Annotated in this window: 15 protein-coding genes; 4 read left to right on the top strand and 11 right to left on the bottom strand. The window is 51.0% G+C overall.

The features are described 5' to 3' along the window. Position 1: 1 nt before the first annotated feature. The gene (locus AK95_RS17885; protein ID WP_343225168.1) at positions 2–1,696 is read left to right on the top strand and encodes an MFS transporter; all 1,695 of its coding nucleotides are present in this window, start codon (positions 2–4) and stop codon (positions 1,694–1,696) included. 33 nt (positions 1,697–1,729) lie between these two features. Here AK95_RS17885 and AK95_RS17890 read toward each other — a convergent pair whose 3' ends face one another. The 4 genes from AK95_RS17890 to AK95_RS17905 all read right to left on the bottom strand — a co-directional run bounded on the left by AK95_RS17890 (position 1,730) and on the right by AK95_RS17905 (position 4,334). Continuing rightward, on the bottom strand, positions 1,730–2,095 hold the full coding sequence (locus AK95_RS17890) for a MerR family transcriptional regulator (RefSeq protein WP_071221256.1): 366 nt from the start codon (positions 2,093–2,095) through the stop codon (positions 1,730–1,732). Positions 2,096–2,442: 347 nt separating this feature from the next. After that, the gene (locus AK95_RS17895; RefSeq protein WP_071221257.1) at positions 2,443–2,640 is read right to left on the bottom strand and encodes a hypothetical protein; all 198 of its coding nucleotides are present in this window, start codon (positions 2,638–2,640) and stop codon (positions 2,443–2,445) included. 21 nt (positions 2,641–2,661) lie between these two features. Further along, the gene (locus AK95_RS17900) at positions 2,662–3,870 is read right to left on the bottom strand and encodes a hypothetical protein (RefSeq protein ID WP_071221258.1); all 1,209 of its coding nucleotides are present in this window, start codon (positions 3,868–3,870) and stop codon (positions 2,662–2,664) included. Next, positions 3,867–4,334, bottom strand: coding sequence for an RNA polymerase sigma factor (locus AK95_RS17905; protein WP_071221259.1), 468 nt, complete (start codon positions 4,332–4,334; stop codon positions 3,867–3,869). Before AK95_RS17905 ends, AK95_RS17900 begins: the two co-directional genes overlap by 4 nt. 148 nt (positions 4,335–4,482) lie before the next feature. Here AK95_RS17905 and AK95_RS17910 point away from each other — a divergent pair, with 148 nt between their 5' ends. Both AK95_RS17910 and AK95_RS17915 read left to right on the top strand, forming a co-directional pair. Continuing rightward, positions 4,483–5,070, top strand: a complete 588-nt coding sequence (locus AK95_RS17910) for a TetR/AcrR family transcriptional regulator (RefSeq protein WP_071221602.1) — start codon at positions 4,483–4,485, stop codon at positions 5,068–5,070. Positions 5,071–5,265: 195 nt separating this feature from the next. Next, complete coding sequence (locus AK95_RS17915; RefSeq protein ID WP_071221260.1) at positions 5,266–6,693, top strand: MFS transporter; 1,428 nt, start codon at positions 5,266–5,268, stop codon at positions 6,691–6,693. Positions 6,694–7,137: 444 nt separating this feature from the next. Here the strand turns inward: AK95_RS17915 and AK95_RS17920 are convergent, their stop codons facing one another. After that, positions 7,138–7,656: a TetR/AcrR family transcriptional regulator gene (locus tag AK95_RS17920; RefSeq protein ID WP_071221261.1), complete on the bottom strand. Its 519-nt coding sequence runs from the start codon at positions 7,654–7,656 to the stop codon at positions 7,138–7,140. A gap of 242 nt (positions 7,657–7,898) precedes the next feature. Here AK95_RS17920 and AK95_RS17925 point away from each other — a divergent pair, with 242 nt between their 5' ends. Beyond that, a complete protein-coding gene (locus AK95_RS17925; protein ID WP_071221262.1) occupies positions 7,899–8,369 on the top strand; it encodes a DinB family protein in 471 nt (156 codons plus the stop codon). A 122-nt stretch (positions 8,370–8,491) separates the two neighbouring features. Here the strand turns inward: AK95_RS17925 and AK95_RS17930 are convergent, their stop codons facing one another. The 6 genes from AK95_RS17930 to AK95_RS17955 form a co-directional block, all read right to left on the bottom strand. After that, positions 8,492–9,223: a nucleoside phosphorylase gene (locus AK95_RS17930; protein ID WP_071221263.1), complete on the bottom strand. Its 732-nt coding sequence runs from the start codon at positions 9,221–9,223 to the stop codon at positions 8,492–8,494. Position 9,224: 1 nt separating this feature from the next. Beyond that, a complete protein-coding gene (locus AK95_RS17935) occupies positions 9,225–9,899 on the bottom strand; it encodes a sulfite oxidase-like oxidoreductase (RefSeq protein WP_071221264.1) in 675 nt (224 codons plus the stop codon). A gap of 89 nt (positions 9,900–9,988) precedes the next feature. Then, positions 9,989–10,912, bottom strand: coding sequence for an ABC transporter permease (locus AK95_RS17940; RefSeq protein ID WP_071221265.1), 924 nt, complete (start codon positions 10,910–10,912; stop codon positions 9,989–9,991). Then, positions 10,896–11,963 (bottom strand): ABC transporter permease, encoded by a 1,068-nt coding sequence (locus AK95_RS17945; protein WP_071221266.1) that lies wholly within the window; start codon positions 11,961–11,963, stop codon positions 10,896–10,898. The genes AK95_RS17940 and AK95_RS17945 overlap by 17 nt, the downstream gene beginning before the upstream one ends. Then, complete coding sequence (locus AK95_RS17950; RefSeq protein WP_071221267.1) at positions 11,963–13,456, bottom strand: ABC transporter ATP-binding protein; 1,494 nt, start codon at positions 13,454–13,456, stop codon at positions 11,963–11,965. Before AK95_RS17950 ends, AK95_RS17945 begins: the two co-directional genes overlap by 1 nt. Positions 13,457–13,525: 69 nt before the next feature. Continuing rightward, positions 13,526–14,569: a BMP family lipoprotein gene (locus AK95_RS17955; protein WP_071221268.1), complete on the bottom strand. Its 1,044-nt coding sequence runs from the start codon at positions 14,567–14,569 to the stop codon at positions 13,526–13,528. Positions 14,570–14,744 lie beyond the last annotated feature (175 nt).

Here is a 14,744-nt window from a genome sequence, read left to right on the forward strand (position 1 = left end):
TATTATCATGATTTTGTTGACTGTGACACTAGTGTCATGCTTTAGCATGAGGCTTAGCACATCTGAAACTCATTTAGGAATGGAAGGTGAAAAAAACATGAATAACACTCATGTCAGCAAAATGAGGAAAAACCCTCCCCGGGCAACCTGGCGGGAATGGCTGGGACTCGCAGCCTTGATGCTGCCGGTTTTCATGCTGGCCACCGATATAACCGGATTGTTTCTTGCGATGCCATCCATCTCGGCTGATTTAATGCCGAGCAGCACCCAAACGCTCTGGATTCTCCACATCGGCGAGTTCTTGACCGTCGGATTTTTGATTACCATGGCAAGGCTGGCAGATCGCATCGGGAGGCGTCGGCTGCTCGCGATCGGCGTGACGGTATACGGACTAGCATCTATCATTGCCGCTTTCTCGACCACGGTTTGGATGCTGATTGTCGCCCGTGCGTTTCTTGGTGTGGCAGCCGCAACGATCACACCGTCTGCGATGTCCTTATTGCGCAATATGTTTCCCGATCCGAAACAGTTTTCGGTGGCAATCGCGGTGAACTTGAGTGCTTTCTCCGCCGGGGCGGCACTGGGGCCTCCAATCGGTGGGCTATTGGTGGATCATTTTTGGTGGGGTGCGATTTTCCTCATCAATGCTCCGGTTGCCCTGATCTTTTTACTGGCCGTTCCATTGCTCCCCACGTATCGTGATTCGGAAGCCGGTCGTATGGATATTGTCAGCGTAGCCCTGTCCCTGTTTGCCTTGATAGCCGTAATTTTCGGACTGCAGGAAATCGCAGAGCGCGGATTCCATGTTCTTTATGTCGGTACAGTGATATTGGGCGTAATCGTTGGGGTCCTATTTGTCCGCCGACAATTGCGCTTGCAGGAACCGCTGTTGGATTTACGCATGTTTCGCGAATCTGCATTCTCCGTCTCCTTACTCTCCCTACTGCTTGTGCTCTTGGTAAACGGTGGGGCCTACATGCTTTTCATTCAACATTTGCAAACCGTTCTTGGGCTCTCACCAACGCATGCAGGACTGCTGCTTATGACCCCTGCTATACTGTCGATTGTCGGGACGTTGTTAGCCCCCGTACTCACCCGATGGATGCGTCCGGCATACGCGATGGCGTCCGGGCTCACCGTTGCAATCGGAGGGGCAGTGATAATCATCCTGACCGCAAATACAGCGGAGGCGGCGATCCTCATTACCGGGGTTTCACTCTTCATGCTCGGTGTGGGACCCGTCATGACCATTGGCAGTGAACTTATCATTGCCGGTGTGCCGCAGGAGCGCGCGGGCTCTGCCTCGGCCATGCAAGATGTAGGCTCCGGACTCGGCAATGCTATGGGAATCGCTTTTCTGGGTAGTCTCGCCATGATCATTTACCGCGGATCATTAGCGGATTCCATTCCCAGGGAAGTACCTGAGGAAGCAGCAAGTACGGCCTTGGATAGCCTCGGTGCAGCCGTTGCGGTAGCCGGACAATTGCCCGATCAGTTAGGAGCTGAAATGCTTCATGCTGTACAATCCTCTTTTTCGTTGACTATTCAACTTTCGTATTCGATCTCTGCGCTCGGGTTAATACTGGTCGCCTTAATGATCATGTGGAAGCTGCGTCACATTCGCACCGGCTCCCCAGAAGATTCCGTAGTGCAGAATCAAACAGAAAAAAATATCCACCCGACAACGGATGGATAAACTGCAAAGAAAGAGGACACCTCTGTCCCGCGGTCATGACTTTCTTTCATTTTTATTGATTTGTATTTCCAATCGGTTTTGTAAATCGGTCAATGCATTGATTTTTCCCTTAATTTCATCCAATTTTTCTTCATATTGTCCCTGCATTTCTGTTTCGCAATTTTCATCCGTCTCTGCATCACCATACTGTAGTTGACAATCTAAAACTTGTTTTATTTCTAAGGTGGTTAGTCCCAGCGTCAAATAGTTCTGTATCGTTTTAATACGCTCAATATCGGACTCGTTAAACTCTCGGTAACCATTTTCCATACGTATAGCTGTAATTAACTTTTGCTTCTCATAATGCCTTATGGATCTAATGCTTGCGCCTGTCTCTCTAGACAATTCGCCAATTTTCAAAGGAAGAACCTCCTTTTTACTATGCTCAACCCCTTATGTTATGACGTTCGGGTTAGGGAAAAACCAGTATATAGCATGATTTTATCGCATGATGAACCCAAATTGCAGCATTATTCACTAATAAATAAACATGTCGATCACGTTCTGCATAGCAATCCACTTACTCCACATCTATAATCCAAAGGCTCCGCACCATGCACCCTGGATAATGCCTGGATGACTTCCACACATCGGCAAGCTCCTCCAGTGCGTCTTTATCCAAGCTTCCTCACAATTAAAAAATCGCCGATGCGCATGGCATCGACGATTCATAAGAATCGGATTGGCGCCCTACCCGTTCTGCCGGATTAGAGCATTCTTCTTCCCATCATGATGATGGTTTCAAGTAAAGACTTCCATTTTCCATCGGATTTCCGTGTACTCCCCTTCGAAATGGCAGCCACACCACTTGTGATCCGTGTTTGCTTTGCCATCCGGCATCGTTCCAGTTCCTGACGGAGATCGCGAACATGCTGTTTGGCAATATCTTCATTATTGATATTCATGGTTTCATTCCTCATTTCTTTTTATAGCGACAACATTCCGACATTACCAATACCTGCAAGCTCCTCTTCCGTCCCCTTCACTATAATACTTCCATTGTTTACCCGAAGGTAAGGGTACAAAATGCCTTTAATTCTTTTTTCCCCTACAACGACTTCGCCAAAAAGATCCAGGGAGGACACCGAGGCTTTAATATCTTCCTCGGTGACGTCATCATCAAAGGTCAGCGTCCCGTCAACGATGAAGCTCGCCGGCTGCCCCAAAGCCGCCAGCTGATCCTTTGACCAGGTCTCCTCGCCGTTGATGAACACAAACAGCCGCTCGTAACTTACGATTTCCGTATTCAGGTTCGGGCAGCGCTCCCAAACCAGATCCTCGATCTCTTCGCCACAAATGATAAACGAAGTTGATTGTATCTCCGACACGGCCTGGCTGAAGGCGTCCCGAGTCACGTCCGCCTCGAGAATGAGCGGCTTTTTCGTGTAGAGTTTATGGCCTTTAAAGCGCCGAACAGTTCTTGCGTTTAGCCTTAACGGTTTGGTTACATATTCGAACCCTGCCGGGATCACCTCGACCAAGCCGTTTATCGTTTTCAACTTTTCATAAAAATATGGGGATTGATGTTCATGGATAATCGCCTTTCCGTTAACTTGGATCCTTTCAATCCGGGCCATGAACTGCTCCATATCCAGCTCCTTATCCAAGTGAACCATGCCGCTCAGGACCAGCTCCATAGGCTCGCTGCTGGAGGACAGGTATGCATTGTTCAACTGCACTTTCCCGGACTCGAACCTGGGTTCGTAATCGTAAGCGTGAATCTCCGCGCTGGCGCCTCCCACTTTGAGGAGTGCAGAGGTAACGGAAGCGGCCAGATGCCGGGGAGCATAAACCTCGCCGTTGACCACCAGGTGCAGCGTCCCATTCTGGAATGCTTCGAGGGATACTCCTTTATCGATGATGACCGTACCGTTGACGAATACGCGATCCGGCTGCTCCAAGAGCTGAAAATATTCCTCGTCCAGCCGCAGCGTGCCGCTGTAATAACGGTGTCCCTCGGGGATTTCAATCGTCTTGCCGATATTGCCTGTGTTTTTCAACAGCGTGAGCAGGTGTGCCGTCTCTGCCCGGTATATCACAAGACCTACGTTTCCGATCCGTTCGATGCTTGTTACGGTTTCCTCCGTTGCCTGCGTAAGATCCAACATTCCCACATTTTCAATGATTCTGCTCATTTCATATCTTCCTCCCATAGTTTTCTCAATTTTTTGATGGCGGTTTGCAATTTGTACCGAACGGTGGCTGCCGGCATGCCCAGCTGCTCGCCGATTTCCTGGCTGGACATGCCGAGCCAAAAGCGCTTAAACACAATATCACTCTGCGATTGCGGCAAACGGGCGAGCCATTCCGTCATTTCGATATTGCGGCTTGAAACGGGGAGCTCGGCCACGTCCAGGTCATCCTCCCACGATACGAGCCGCTTCTCCCGGCGGCTAATATCGATCATGCGATTTTTGACGACTCTGAAGAACCAGGCCTTTTGCTTGTGAAGGGGCTGAGCTGCCAGGTTCGGCTCCTTGATGGCCTTCATAAAGGCATCCTGGACCAGATCATCCGCTTCGTAGGCATGCTTGGCGATGGATCTGGCATAACGCTGGACATCGTCCTTCAGGTTTTCATAGAGATCACATACTTGCATTAGCCAACCTCTCACTTTTCGTTTTGTCTTTTCTGTTAATATAACGTTTGGGCAAAAGAATCTGATGGATTTCTCCAAAAATTATTTTTCTTGACCAAACAGTCCGGAAAATATATGATGTGTAATTAAAGGGGGCGTCATGAAGACCATGGGAAGAAGCAAAGAGTTCGACACAACGCTTGTTCTTCATAAGGCCATGGAGATTTTTGGCCACTACGGTTACGAGGGCACATCGCTGCAAAATTTGCTTGACGGGTTAGGCATAGCACGACAAAGTTTATACGACACCTACGGGACGAAAAAGGATCTGTTCATATTAGCTGTGAAACACTACGTGAATGAGAAATCAGCGGCGGCCGTCTCCATCCTGCAACGTCCCGGTTCGGTGAAGGAGTCCGTGGCCGCGATCTTTAAAGAGATCGTCACCGTGCTTAAGGATGAGCAGCGCCGCAATGAATGCTTTATCCTGCACAGTGCCATTGACCAGGTTCCTCACAATCCAGAGATTGCGCAATTGTTCCGGCAGGATTCGGAGCGACTGGAAGAAGCCTTCTACACGGCTCTGGTCCGTGCCCGGCAGCAAGGTGAATTAACCGATCGGCAGCATGACCTGCGGGCGCTTGCCAGATATTTATATCATGCGCGATATGCGTTAACGCAAGCCGCGAAGCTTTCAACGAATCCGGCGGTATTGGACGATATCGCTGCAGTCACGCTGTCTGCACTGGATGCCTAATAAAGAATGAAAAAAATAATGAAGCGATTGGGTTTCGCTTCATCATTTTTTAGATATTTCAGACCAATCAGTCTAGAAAGGAGGTGGTAGTTATGCCTTTTACTTATCTAGGAGTGAGTATTTTCAACACCTAATTTTTTTTGCAAATTCCAGACTATTTAGTCTAAAAACATGATGAAAGGATGTTCATTCGATATGAATCCAAACAACTATAAAGGATTAGCATTGGTGCTGTTAGCCGTATCCCAGCTCATTCTTGCGCTGGATTACACCATTATATTTGTTGCATTACCGTCCCTTGGAGCGGAACTTGGTTTCTCGGCCCTGCATCTGCAATGGGTAGTCAGCGCTTATTCATTGGTCTACGGGGGGTTCCTCCTTATCGGGGGAAGATTATCCGATCTGCTCGGCAGACGCCGAATGTTTATGATTGCCATGGGATTATTCGGCCTGGGTTCTCTGCTTGGCGGCTTGGCTGACTCCCAGTCCCTGTTAATTATTGCAAGGGGACTTCAAGGTCTTGGAGGCGCCCTTCTATCGCCCGCTACCTTGTCATTGATCATGTCTAATTTTGAAGAAGGCCAAGAACGCAATCGTGCCATGGGAATCTGGGCTGCGATGGGTGGAGTCGGCTTATCGCTTGGACTTCTTCTCGGCGGATTATTAACGAGTTACATCGGTTGGCAGTCGACGTTCTTCGTGAATGTGCCGATTGCCGTTCTTGTCCTTATTCTTGCACCGATCGCCCTGAAGGAGAGCAGAACATCGTCCCGTTCACGCCATTTTGACGTGGCCGGCTCACTGTCTGTAACGGCAGGCATGCTGCTGATTGTCTATTATCTGATTCAATCTCCGGTAGATGGCTGGCTGAATTCCAGAACGATCATCCCCGGGGTCATAGGAATAGTTCTGCTCATCTTGTTTGTTATTATCGAAACCCGGACGAGGGAGCGTTTGATTCCCTTTAGACTGTTTCGATTGCGCAGTTTAACCGGTGCCGCTCTGACCGCCACCATTTTTTCCGCGTCATTCGGAACGCTCTACTACTTCTTAACGCTGTATACCCAAGAGGTTCTTCACTATACTGCCGTCCAGTCGGGTCTCAGTTTTTTGCCGCTGACCTTAAGCGCTCTTCTCGGTGCCAAGCTGATAAACAAAATGATATCCACCATTGGCGTTGCCGGTACCATTGCCGGCGGTATGGGCCTTGGTGCTATCGGTTTTATGCTCCTTACCGGATTGTCGGAAACAGACTCTGCGTGGGGCATCATCCCGGGCATGGTCATCATCGGTCTAGGTCAGGCGTTCGTATTTACGACAATGTATATTGCCGGCAGTTCAAATATCCATATGAACGAGCAAGGTCTTCCATCCTCGATCGTCTCGACCGGACAGCAAATTGGAGGAGCCGTGGGATTAGCTGTCATCATGGCAATCATCTCGTCAAGCTTGGGTACAAATACGCCTATGGAGTCAATGGATCCTGGTGATTTGAACGGAGCCATTCGGATCGCTTTCATTATAAATACAGTAACAACATTAATCGGCATCCTTGTAGCTTTCGTTACGCTCAAACAGAAAAAAACGGCATCTCTCGATACGAATGCTAAGCCTCTTCATTAATTGACTCAGCACCGCAAACCACAAAAGCACGCTAACCCCCCGTGGTCAGCGTGCTTCCATCCTTTAATCCCACATCGAGAACAATACCAGCAGTACCGTTATAACCCCGAACAAGAACGAATACTTTGAGAACCACATGGAGTCCATATTTTCCTTCATGATCATTTCGCTCCCTTCATTTAGTTAACCTGACAATGACGATAACGTCCCCTGTCCTTAATCCCACCAGCTGAGCACGCATAACAGGGTGACTGCAACGAATATGCCATCAACGAATTTAAGATGAAGTTTAGCCAACCGTATCACCTCCTAAAGCTAATCTACACTAATTTACAAGTTATTGATTGATCAATCACAATGATTTATAAAAAAGTGCCCTTATCCCACCGCGCACCAGTCTTGAGGTACGCGGTGCAGCACTGTCAGAGCGCGCCTGGGCGTGCTCTATCTTATGGGCATCATATTCGGCATATCCATCGCCATAGCTACATTGCACAGCATGCCCCGGGCCAGAAAATCGGAGGTTTTCTTGTCGGCATCCTCAAATCCCGCTCGCACAAAGGCATTCTCCACGAGATCCTTCACCTCATTCATTCCCTGCTGCATCGCTTCGCGGATGGGCGCTTCCTGAATCGTCTGCGCCTGCATCTGGAGCAGGATCTCACTGCGATGCGATTGCACAATCCCTTCGTATGCCTGAATCAAACCCAACTCCAGATTCTCTGAAGAAGCGGATTCGATCACCGCTTGGAATGCCTTCACAATGCGCTCCCAGGAAACAGCCAGCGATTCCACAAGCAGCGACTCCTTGGTAAAGAACCGATAGACGTAAGGCTGTGATATCGCTGCCCGTTCGGCAACCTGAGCCGTTGTCGCGCGATAATACCCAATTTCTGCAAACACTTCGATGGCTGCCGCCACGATATCATTGCGCCGATTCGCAGAGGTTGATGCTCTAGCCATTTCTTCCCCTCCTTTCTTTCATTTCGATCCATTATTGATTGACCAATCACTAATTAAACTCAGTATATACGGTACGCTTTATTTTTGCAACTGCTTTTTCCAAAATTATTAAATTCAACATCTGGCTACAGCTTAACGCGTAGGGAAGGAATCCGCTATTTCTTATCGAACTGTTTTATGAACCGCAAATTAGCCGCATCATCCAAGAAAATTATTCTGTGATCGATCAAGGAGGACAAATCATGAGTCATGAAGGTCAACAGCTATTCGAACGATGGCATAAACACCGTACGGTTTTGCTTCATCTGCTGCAGGACGTTCAGAGCGAGCATTTGGACTATAAACCGTGGGAGAACGCCTATACCTTGGGCGCATTAGCAGTTCATATTGCGGCGTCCTCAGACATGTTCCTGCGCTCCATTGTAAAAGGCTCGTTCTCTCCACCCTCTATTTCCACCGAATTCGAAACCATCGATGACATTAGAAGTATCGTGCAAGCCTCGACCGAATCGACTACAGCGGTTTTTAATGAATTGTCCGACATCCTGCTGGAGCAGCCGCTGGACTTTAACGGGTTTGTTGCCCCAGGAAAAGTGTGGCTGAGCAACATGGTCGACCACGAAATCCACCATAAAGGGCAACTATTCACTTATGTTCGAGCTGTGGGTATTGAGAAGGTTCCCTTCTTCACGGTCCAGCCGTCCAAACAGTAAAGATGGGTATGACTGGATTTGCAGCTGCAAGTTCCTGATACTCCCCGAATTCATCTCACGCAAAATAAAAAGCCGGGTCTCCTGCAGCTTACGCTCAGGAAACCCGGCTTTCTTACCCCTTACTAACCCTGCTTCGCCAGCTTCACCACAGCCTGCAGGGCCGTGTTAATTTCGCGTTCCACCGCGTCGGCAACCACATTCGTGTTCGGGTCGTACTCGGCCGCGAGGTCGGCGTCGGCAAAACCGTCCATGGCGACAATCGCGCCTGCGCGAACGCCGCGGATCGCCGCAACGACGTACAGCGCCGCAATTTCCATCTCGACGCCGAGCGCTCCTGCTGCTTTATACTTCTGGTGCGGTACTTCTTCAACGCCGTTAAAGAACACGTCCAGGGTTACAGTAATCCCCTTGCGAACCACGCCTTCGCCAATTGAAACCGCGGATTCGTACAGCGCCTCCGCTACCTGACTGTCTGCAACCGCTGGAAAGCCGTCCGGCACGAGCTGTTTCGTCAGGCCATCCGTGCGGATCGCAGCCGTGCTGACCACAAGGCTTCCCGCGGGAGTATCCGCCCGATAAGACCCGGCCGTGCCCACGCGAATCAATGTCTTCGCCCCCGCGCGGATCAACTCCTCGAAACAAACTGCAGCTCCCGGACATCCAACCCCGTGGCTGGTTACCGCGAGTTCAACGCCTTCATACGTTCCCACGAAGGTGCGGTACTCGCGGCTGAACGCGAGCTCGCGCGCGTTTGTAAGCTTGCGGGAAATGGTCTCCGCACGCTTGGGATCGCCGCAGACGATCACAAATTCAGGTATATCTTCCGAGTTCACTTGCAAAATAGGCATCAACATATTAGTCAAACTCCTTACGTGTCCATTCGTCTTCGGGTATATCCAGCGCCTCGCCGCTAAACCGCTCTTCCTTAAACGGGTCTGCTTCATTATGGAAGCCGTTGCGTTCCCAGAAGCCCGGGCGGTCTTCCTTCATAAACTCGATGCCACGCAGCCATTTGGCGCTCTTCCAGAAATAGCGATGCGGCACAACCGTACGCAGCGGCCAGCCATGCTTGTCCGTCAGCGGCTCGCCGTTAAAGCGATAGGCCAGCAGCACATCGTCCTTAAGCAGATCCTCGATGGGTACATTCGTGTCGTAATCGGGATCGGCATGAAACATGACGTATTTGGCATCCGGCTTGATCTTCAGCCCCGCCAGGAAATCCCGGAACAGGATTCCCTCCCATACCGTATCGAACTTGGACCAGCGCGTGACGCAGTGAATGTCCGCGTTCACGGTCACCGTTGGCATCGCCAATATATCTTCATAAGAAAACGTCCGTTCCTCTTCGACTTCCCCGAACACCTTGAGCGTCCACTCCGACATGTCGTAATGAGGAACCTCCCCCTCGTGCAAAATGGGGAATTTCTCGGTCAGCGTCTGCCCCGGCGGCAGCTTGGCACGCTGTTCCTCGGTCAGGTTGCTCACCGCCACCGGCTTCATTTTTTTCAATCGTTCTGCCTTTTTGTGCACCAAATTCATCTCCTTTACGCTTGATCGCTGTTGCATCCTTATCGTTTGGATGACTTCAGTCACAGGTCGTCGCGGCGCGGCGTACGCGCCTATCTGGAGCTGGATCCCTGCTTCAGCGCATCCTGCTGGAAGCTTTTGTCCTTAAAGAAGAACATCGCCAGAATCGTCACGACATAAGGCAGCATCTGCGTAAAATGCGTTGGCAGCGCCAGCCCCTGGAACCGGATGCTGAGTGCATCCATAAAGCCAAACAGCAGGCTTGCCGCCGTTACCCCAAGCGGACCCGATTGGCCCAGCATCGTGGCAACGAGCGCGATAAAGCCGCGCCCGGCCGTCATGCCTTCCGTAAACATCGTCACTTGTCCAAGCGACAGCTGCGCGCCGGCAAGCGCACATAACACGCCGCTCGCCAGCACGGCTCCATACTGATACCGTCTTACACGGATGCCCACGCTTTTGGCAGCGAGCGGATTTTCGCCGGCAGCCAAGAACCGGAAGCCATTCTTCGTGCGATAGAAATAATACCACATGAGGCCCGCAATCAAAAACGACAGATAGACAAGCGGCGTCAGGCCGGCCAGAATGGGACCGAGCACCGGAATATCCTCGATAATCGGAATGTTCCATTTCGGCAGCCCGACCATCGTATTATCATAAAATGCACCTTTTACATCAAAAATAGCCCGTAAACTAAACGTGGTCAATCCTGCCGCCAACGCATTCATCGCGATACCGACCACAATGACGTTCGCCAGCAGATTGATGCTGAGATAAGCAAATATAAAAGAAAAAATCGAAACGATCGCAATCGCGAACAATATCGCATAAAAGACGTTGCCGAAGAAGTGGTTCCCCACCACGGCAGAGAAAGCCCCGAGCAGCATAAAGCCTTCCAGACCGACATTGAACAATCCGACGCGCGAACACAGGGCACCGCCGAGGGCCGCAAGCAAGATCGGAGTGAGCACGCGGAGGGCCGAGTTGATTAAAGCAAGATCAAACAGCTGTTCCATCGGATTTGTTCCCCTTTCTGCGCTTCAGGAAGCTGTATGTGAATCGGGCGGAGATAAAGAGAATCAGCACGGCTTGGATGATCGCTCCTACCTCAAGCGGCACTTCCGTATTCCGTTCCACGCCCATACCGCCTGTCTGCAGCGCGGCCAAAAAGATCGATGCAATCAGCGTGCCGATCGGATGCGATCCTGCCAACAATGCAGCCATAATGCCCGTCCAGGCATAGTCGGCCGTAGATAATGCACCATCGATATAACGATACTGGGAGCCCAGAATTTCAACGGCGCCGCCAAGTCCGGCCAAGCCGCCGCTGAAGAACATGGCCCCAAGCATCATGGGACCGCGTTTAACGCCCCCAAACAGGGCAAACAGCGGGTTGCCGCCAAGCATCCGCACCTCGTAACCAATCACGGAGCGCTTCAGCAGAACGAATATAATCAACGCAGCCAGCACAGCGAGCACAAAGCCTACATGCAGCGGCATGCCGGAAATCAGCTTTGGAAGCCACACGCTGTTATCCAGCATTTCGGATTGAGCCATCGCAGCCGAGCCCGAACGGTCTTTCAGCGGATAGGCAACCAGATAGCCTGCAAACAATACCGCCACATAGTTCAGCAGCAGCGTGGAGATCAGCAGGTTCACCCGGAACCGGGCATCAAAATAACCGGCCATCACCGACCATAATCCACCTGCGATAACACCGGCTAGAATCGCAACGATGCACACCAGCCAGCCGGGACCCGGCATGTACAATCCGACCAATGCGGCAGCGAGTGCGCCAAACACCATCTGACCTTCCGCGCCAAGGTTAAAGAAACCTGCACGGAAGGCAAACGCCGCGCCCAGACCGATCAGAATGATCGGGGTCGCCCGGGACAGCGTATTCGTGAAGAAATACATGCCGCCGAAGGCACCCTTCCACATCTCCGCGTAAGTCTGCAGGATATCGCCGCCGGCAATCATGATGGCAATGGCACCGGCGAGCAACCCCACAATGATGGCGGCGATCGGCTGGAGCAGCGGAAGCGTAAATTTTGTCCATTTATTCATTACAAGGTTCCTCCCGCCATCAGCAGTCCCAATTTCTCCTCTGTCGCTTCCTTCGCCGACAGCTCGCCCGCGATCCGGCCTTCAAACATAACCAGAATGCGGTCGGACAGCTTCAAGATTTCCGTTAATTCCGACGATACGAGCAAAATTCCCGTGCCCTCTTCGCGCCGCTTGAGCAGCTCGCCATGAATCGTCTCCATGGCCCCGATGTCGACGCCGCGCGTCGGTTCGGCTGCGATCAGGAACGGTGTTCCCTGCTCCAGTTCCCGTGCGACGATCAGCTTCTGCAGATTGCCGCCGGATAAATACTGCGTGCTGGTCTCCAGGGAGCCCGTCTTGATCGAGAACTTCTGAATCCATCCGGAAACCAGCTTACGGATGTCCTTCAGATTGAGGAAGCCGCCCTTCTGCAAGCGGCGATGGTGACCCATAAGCCCGGTATCCATAACGGTTGCAATGCGATTCGCCCCCCACACATACCGATCCTCGGGAATATGAGCTAATCCGTGCTCCCGTATTTCTCTTGTCGACATGCCGGTCACGTCCTTGCCCGAAACGGCGATTCGCCCGCTGTCCGGCTGAGCCAGACCGGAGATCACCTGAAGCAGTTCGGACTGCCCGTTGCCGGAAATACCGGCAATCCCGACAACCTCACCCGCACGGACGTCCATATTGACGCCGTCCAGAACCGGCTTTCCTTTCGTACCGCGGATTGAAACATCCGATACTTCCAGCACCTTCTCGCCGGGCGTGACCGGCTTACGATCCAGCTCCATGAGCTCACGGCCGACCATGAGACGGGAAAGCTCATGGGCATCGGTATTCCCCTTCTCCACTACCCCTGTGACGGCGCCGTCACGGAGCACCGTGATGCGATCGGCCACATCAAGGACCTCGTTCAGCTTATGACTGATCAGAATAAAGCTCTTTCCCTGTTTGGAGAGCTGTTTAATGGCATCCAGAAGCTCCTGAACCTCAAGCGGCGTCAACACGCCTGTTGGCTCATCCAATATAATGATCTCGGCGCCCTGATACAGCACCTTCAGTATTTCAACCCGCTGCTGCACGCCGGGGGCGCTGCTGCTTACGGTGGCGCGCGGGTCCACTTTCATGCCGTATTTTTCGCAGAGTCCTTCCACGATTCTCACGGCTTGCTTGCGGTCAAACCCTGCACCTGAGCCCGGCTCATTGCCGATCACGATATTCTCGGCGATCGTAAACGTAGGAAACAGCATGAAGTGCTGGTGCACCATGCCGATTCCGCCTTGAATCGCGTCAAGCGGGCTTGCAAACGAAACTTCCTTGCCATTCAGCCGAATCGTACCCGAGGTTGGCTGCTCCATCCCGTACAATATCCGCATCAGCGTCGTTTTGCCTGCACCGTTTTCCCCGACTATCGCATGAACCTCACCCGCGCGCAGCGAAAAATCAATGCCGCGGTTTGCGCTAAACTCGCCATACTTTTTCGTAATATTGTCCATCTGGAGTAGCATCGAGTCATGCCTTCCTTTCGCTTCTGAATGAAAGACCGACTGCTCATGTGCAGCCGGTCCAGGTGAGAACTAATTTTGTTCCAATGCGTTGGTTACTTTAATCTTTCCGGCGATAATATCGTCGGAAATCACCTTAAGCTGATCCACGATGTCTTGTCCAATGAATGGGTTAAGCGGTGTTTTGCTCTCATGGGTTACGTAAGTAAGACCCACGCCGCCTTCTTTCAGACCGTAATCACGAATATCGAATGAGTATTTGTCTTCTGCAAAGTCTTTAACCGTTTCGTAGACAACAGCGTCTGTACCTTTCAATTGAGCAAGCACAACGTGCTCGGGATCCGTGCCCGTGTTATCCGTATCTTGTCCTGAAGCGTAGAAGCCTTTCTCTTTCGCGGCTTCGAATACGCCCAAATCACCAACAGCGGAAAGGCCTGCAACGAAATCGGCACCTTTGGAGTTCTGCAGGAGTGCGAGTTCCTTCGCTTTAGCCGGATCTGTGAAACCGCCGACGTAGTTAACGAAAATTTCAACGTTAGGGTTTACCGATTTTGCACCTTCTGCAAAGCCGGTCATATATTTATGCATAATAGGAATGTCGTCTGCAACCACGTTGCCAACCTTGTTGGTCTTCGTAGCCAATCCAGCTGCTGCACCAAGCAGGTAAGCTGCTTCATGCTCGCGGAATACGACGCTGCGGACATTCGGCAAATCCACTACCGTATCGATAATGGCAAAAGGCACATCCGGATTCTCCGGTGCAACCTTCTTCAGTGCATCTTCCATCTGGAAGGTGGATGTAATAATCAAATCATATTTTTCGGCAACCGCCGTACGCAGGTTTTGCTCAATCGAAGCCGGGTCTGTCGATTCAATCGTCTTCACTTCGACATTGAAATCGGCAGCAGCCTTCTGCAATCCTTCGTCCATCAATGCAAAGAAAGGATTCACGCCGATCTTCTCGGGGAGAACAAGTGCAATGCGTTTCTTATCTTGAGATCCTTCAGAACCGCCATTAGCTGCACCACTGTCAGTAGACTTATCATTATTGCCGCAACCTGCAAGCAATCCAACGGATAATACGAGTGTTAATAGAATTGACCATGTCTTTTTCATTTCCTGACCTTATCCTCCTAAGTGAGCACTTTTTATACTATTATCCTATGGTATAGACAAGCAGATGTCAAAACAAAAATTTTAGCGTTTTATGTAGTTTAATGTGTTTTTTAGCAAAAATTTGGTGGAAAACTGCGGATATCACAGAACATTACCTTATCCAAATGTCGATAAT

The organism is Paenibacillus sp. LC231, assembly GCF_001860525.1.
Lineage (GTDB): Bacteria > Bacillota > Bacilli > Paenibacillales > Paenibacillaceae > Paenibacillus_AQ.

Bases quoted from the DNA above. Each gene is read 5' to 3' on its own strand.
- AK95_RS17895 (WP_071221257.1), bottom strand. From the start codon at position 2,640: ATGAATATCAATAATGAAGATATTGCCAAACAGCATGTTCGCGATCTC.
- AK95_RS17900 (WP_071221258.1), bottom strand. From the start codon at position 3,870: ATGAGCAGAATCATTGAAAATGTGGGAATGTTGGATCTTACGCAGGCA.
- AK95_RS17905 (WP_071221259.1), bottom strand. From the start codon at position 4,334: ATGCAAGTATGTGATCTCTATGAAAACCTGAAGGACGATGTCCAGCGT.
- AK95_RS17910 (WP_071221602.1), top strand. From the start codon at position 4,483: ATGGGAAGAAGCAAAGAGTTCGACACAACGCTTGTTCTTCATAAGGCC.
- AK95_RS17915 (WP_071221260.1), top strand. From the start codon at position 5,266: ATGAATCCAAACAACTATAAAGGATTAGCATTGGTGCTGTTAGCCGTA.
- AK95_RS17920 (WP_071221261.1), bottom strand. From the start codon at position 7,656: ATGGCTAGAGCATCAACCTCTGCGAATCGGCGCAATGATATCGTGGCG.
- AK95_RS17925 (WP_071221262.1), top strand. From the start codon at position 7,899: ATGAGTCATGAAGGTCAACAGCTATTCGAACGATGGCATAAACACCGT.
- AK95_RS17930 (WP_071221263.1), bottom strand. From the start codon at position 9,223: ATGTTGATGCCTATTTTGCAAGTGAACTCGGAAGATATACCTGAATTT.
- AK95_RS17940 (WP_071221265.1), bottom strand. From the start codon at position 10,912: ATGGAACAGCTGTTTGATCTTGCTTTAATCAACTCGGCCCTCCGCGTG.
- AK95_RS17945 (WP_071221266.1), bottom strand. From the start codon at position 11,963: ATGAATAAATGGACAAAATTTACGCTTCCGCTGCTCCAGCCGATCGCC.
- AK95_RS17950 (WP_071221267.1), bottom strand. From the start codon at position 13,456: ATGCTACTCCAGATGGACAATATTACGAAAAAGTATGGCGAGTTTAGC.
- AK95_RS17955 (WP_071221268.1), bottom strand. From the start codon at position 14,569: ATGAAAAAGACATGGTCAATTCTATTAACACTCGTATTATCCGTTGGA.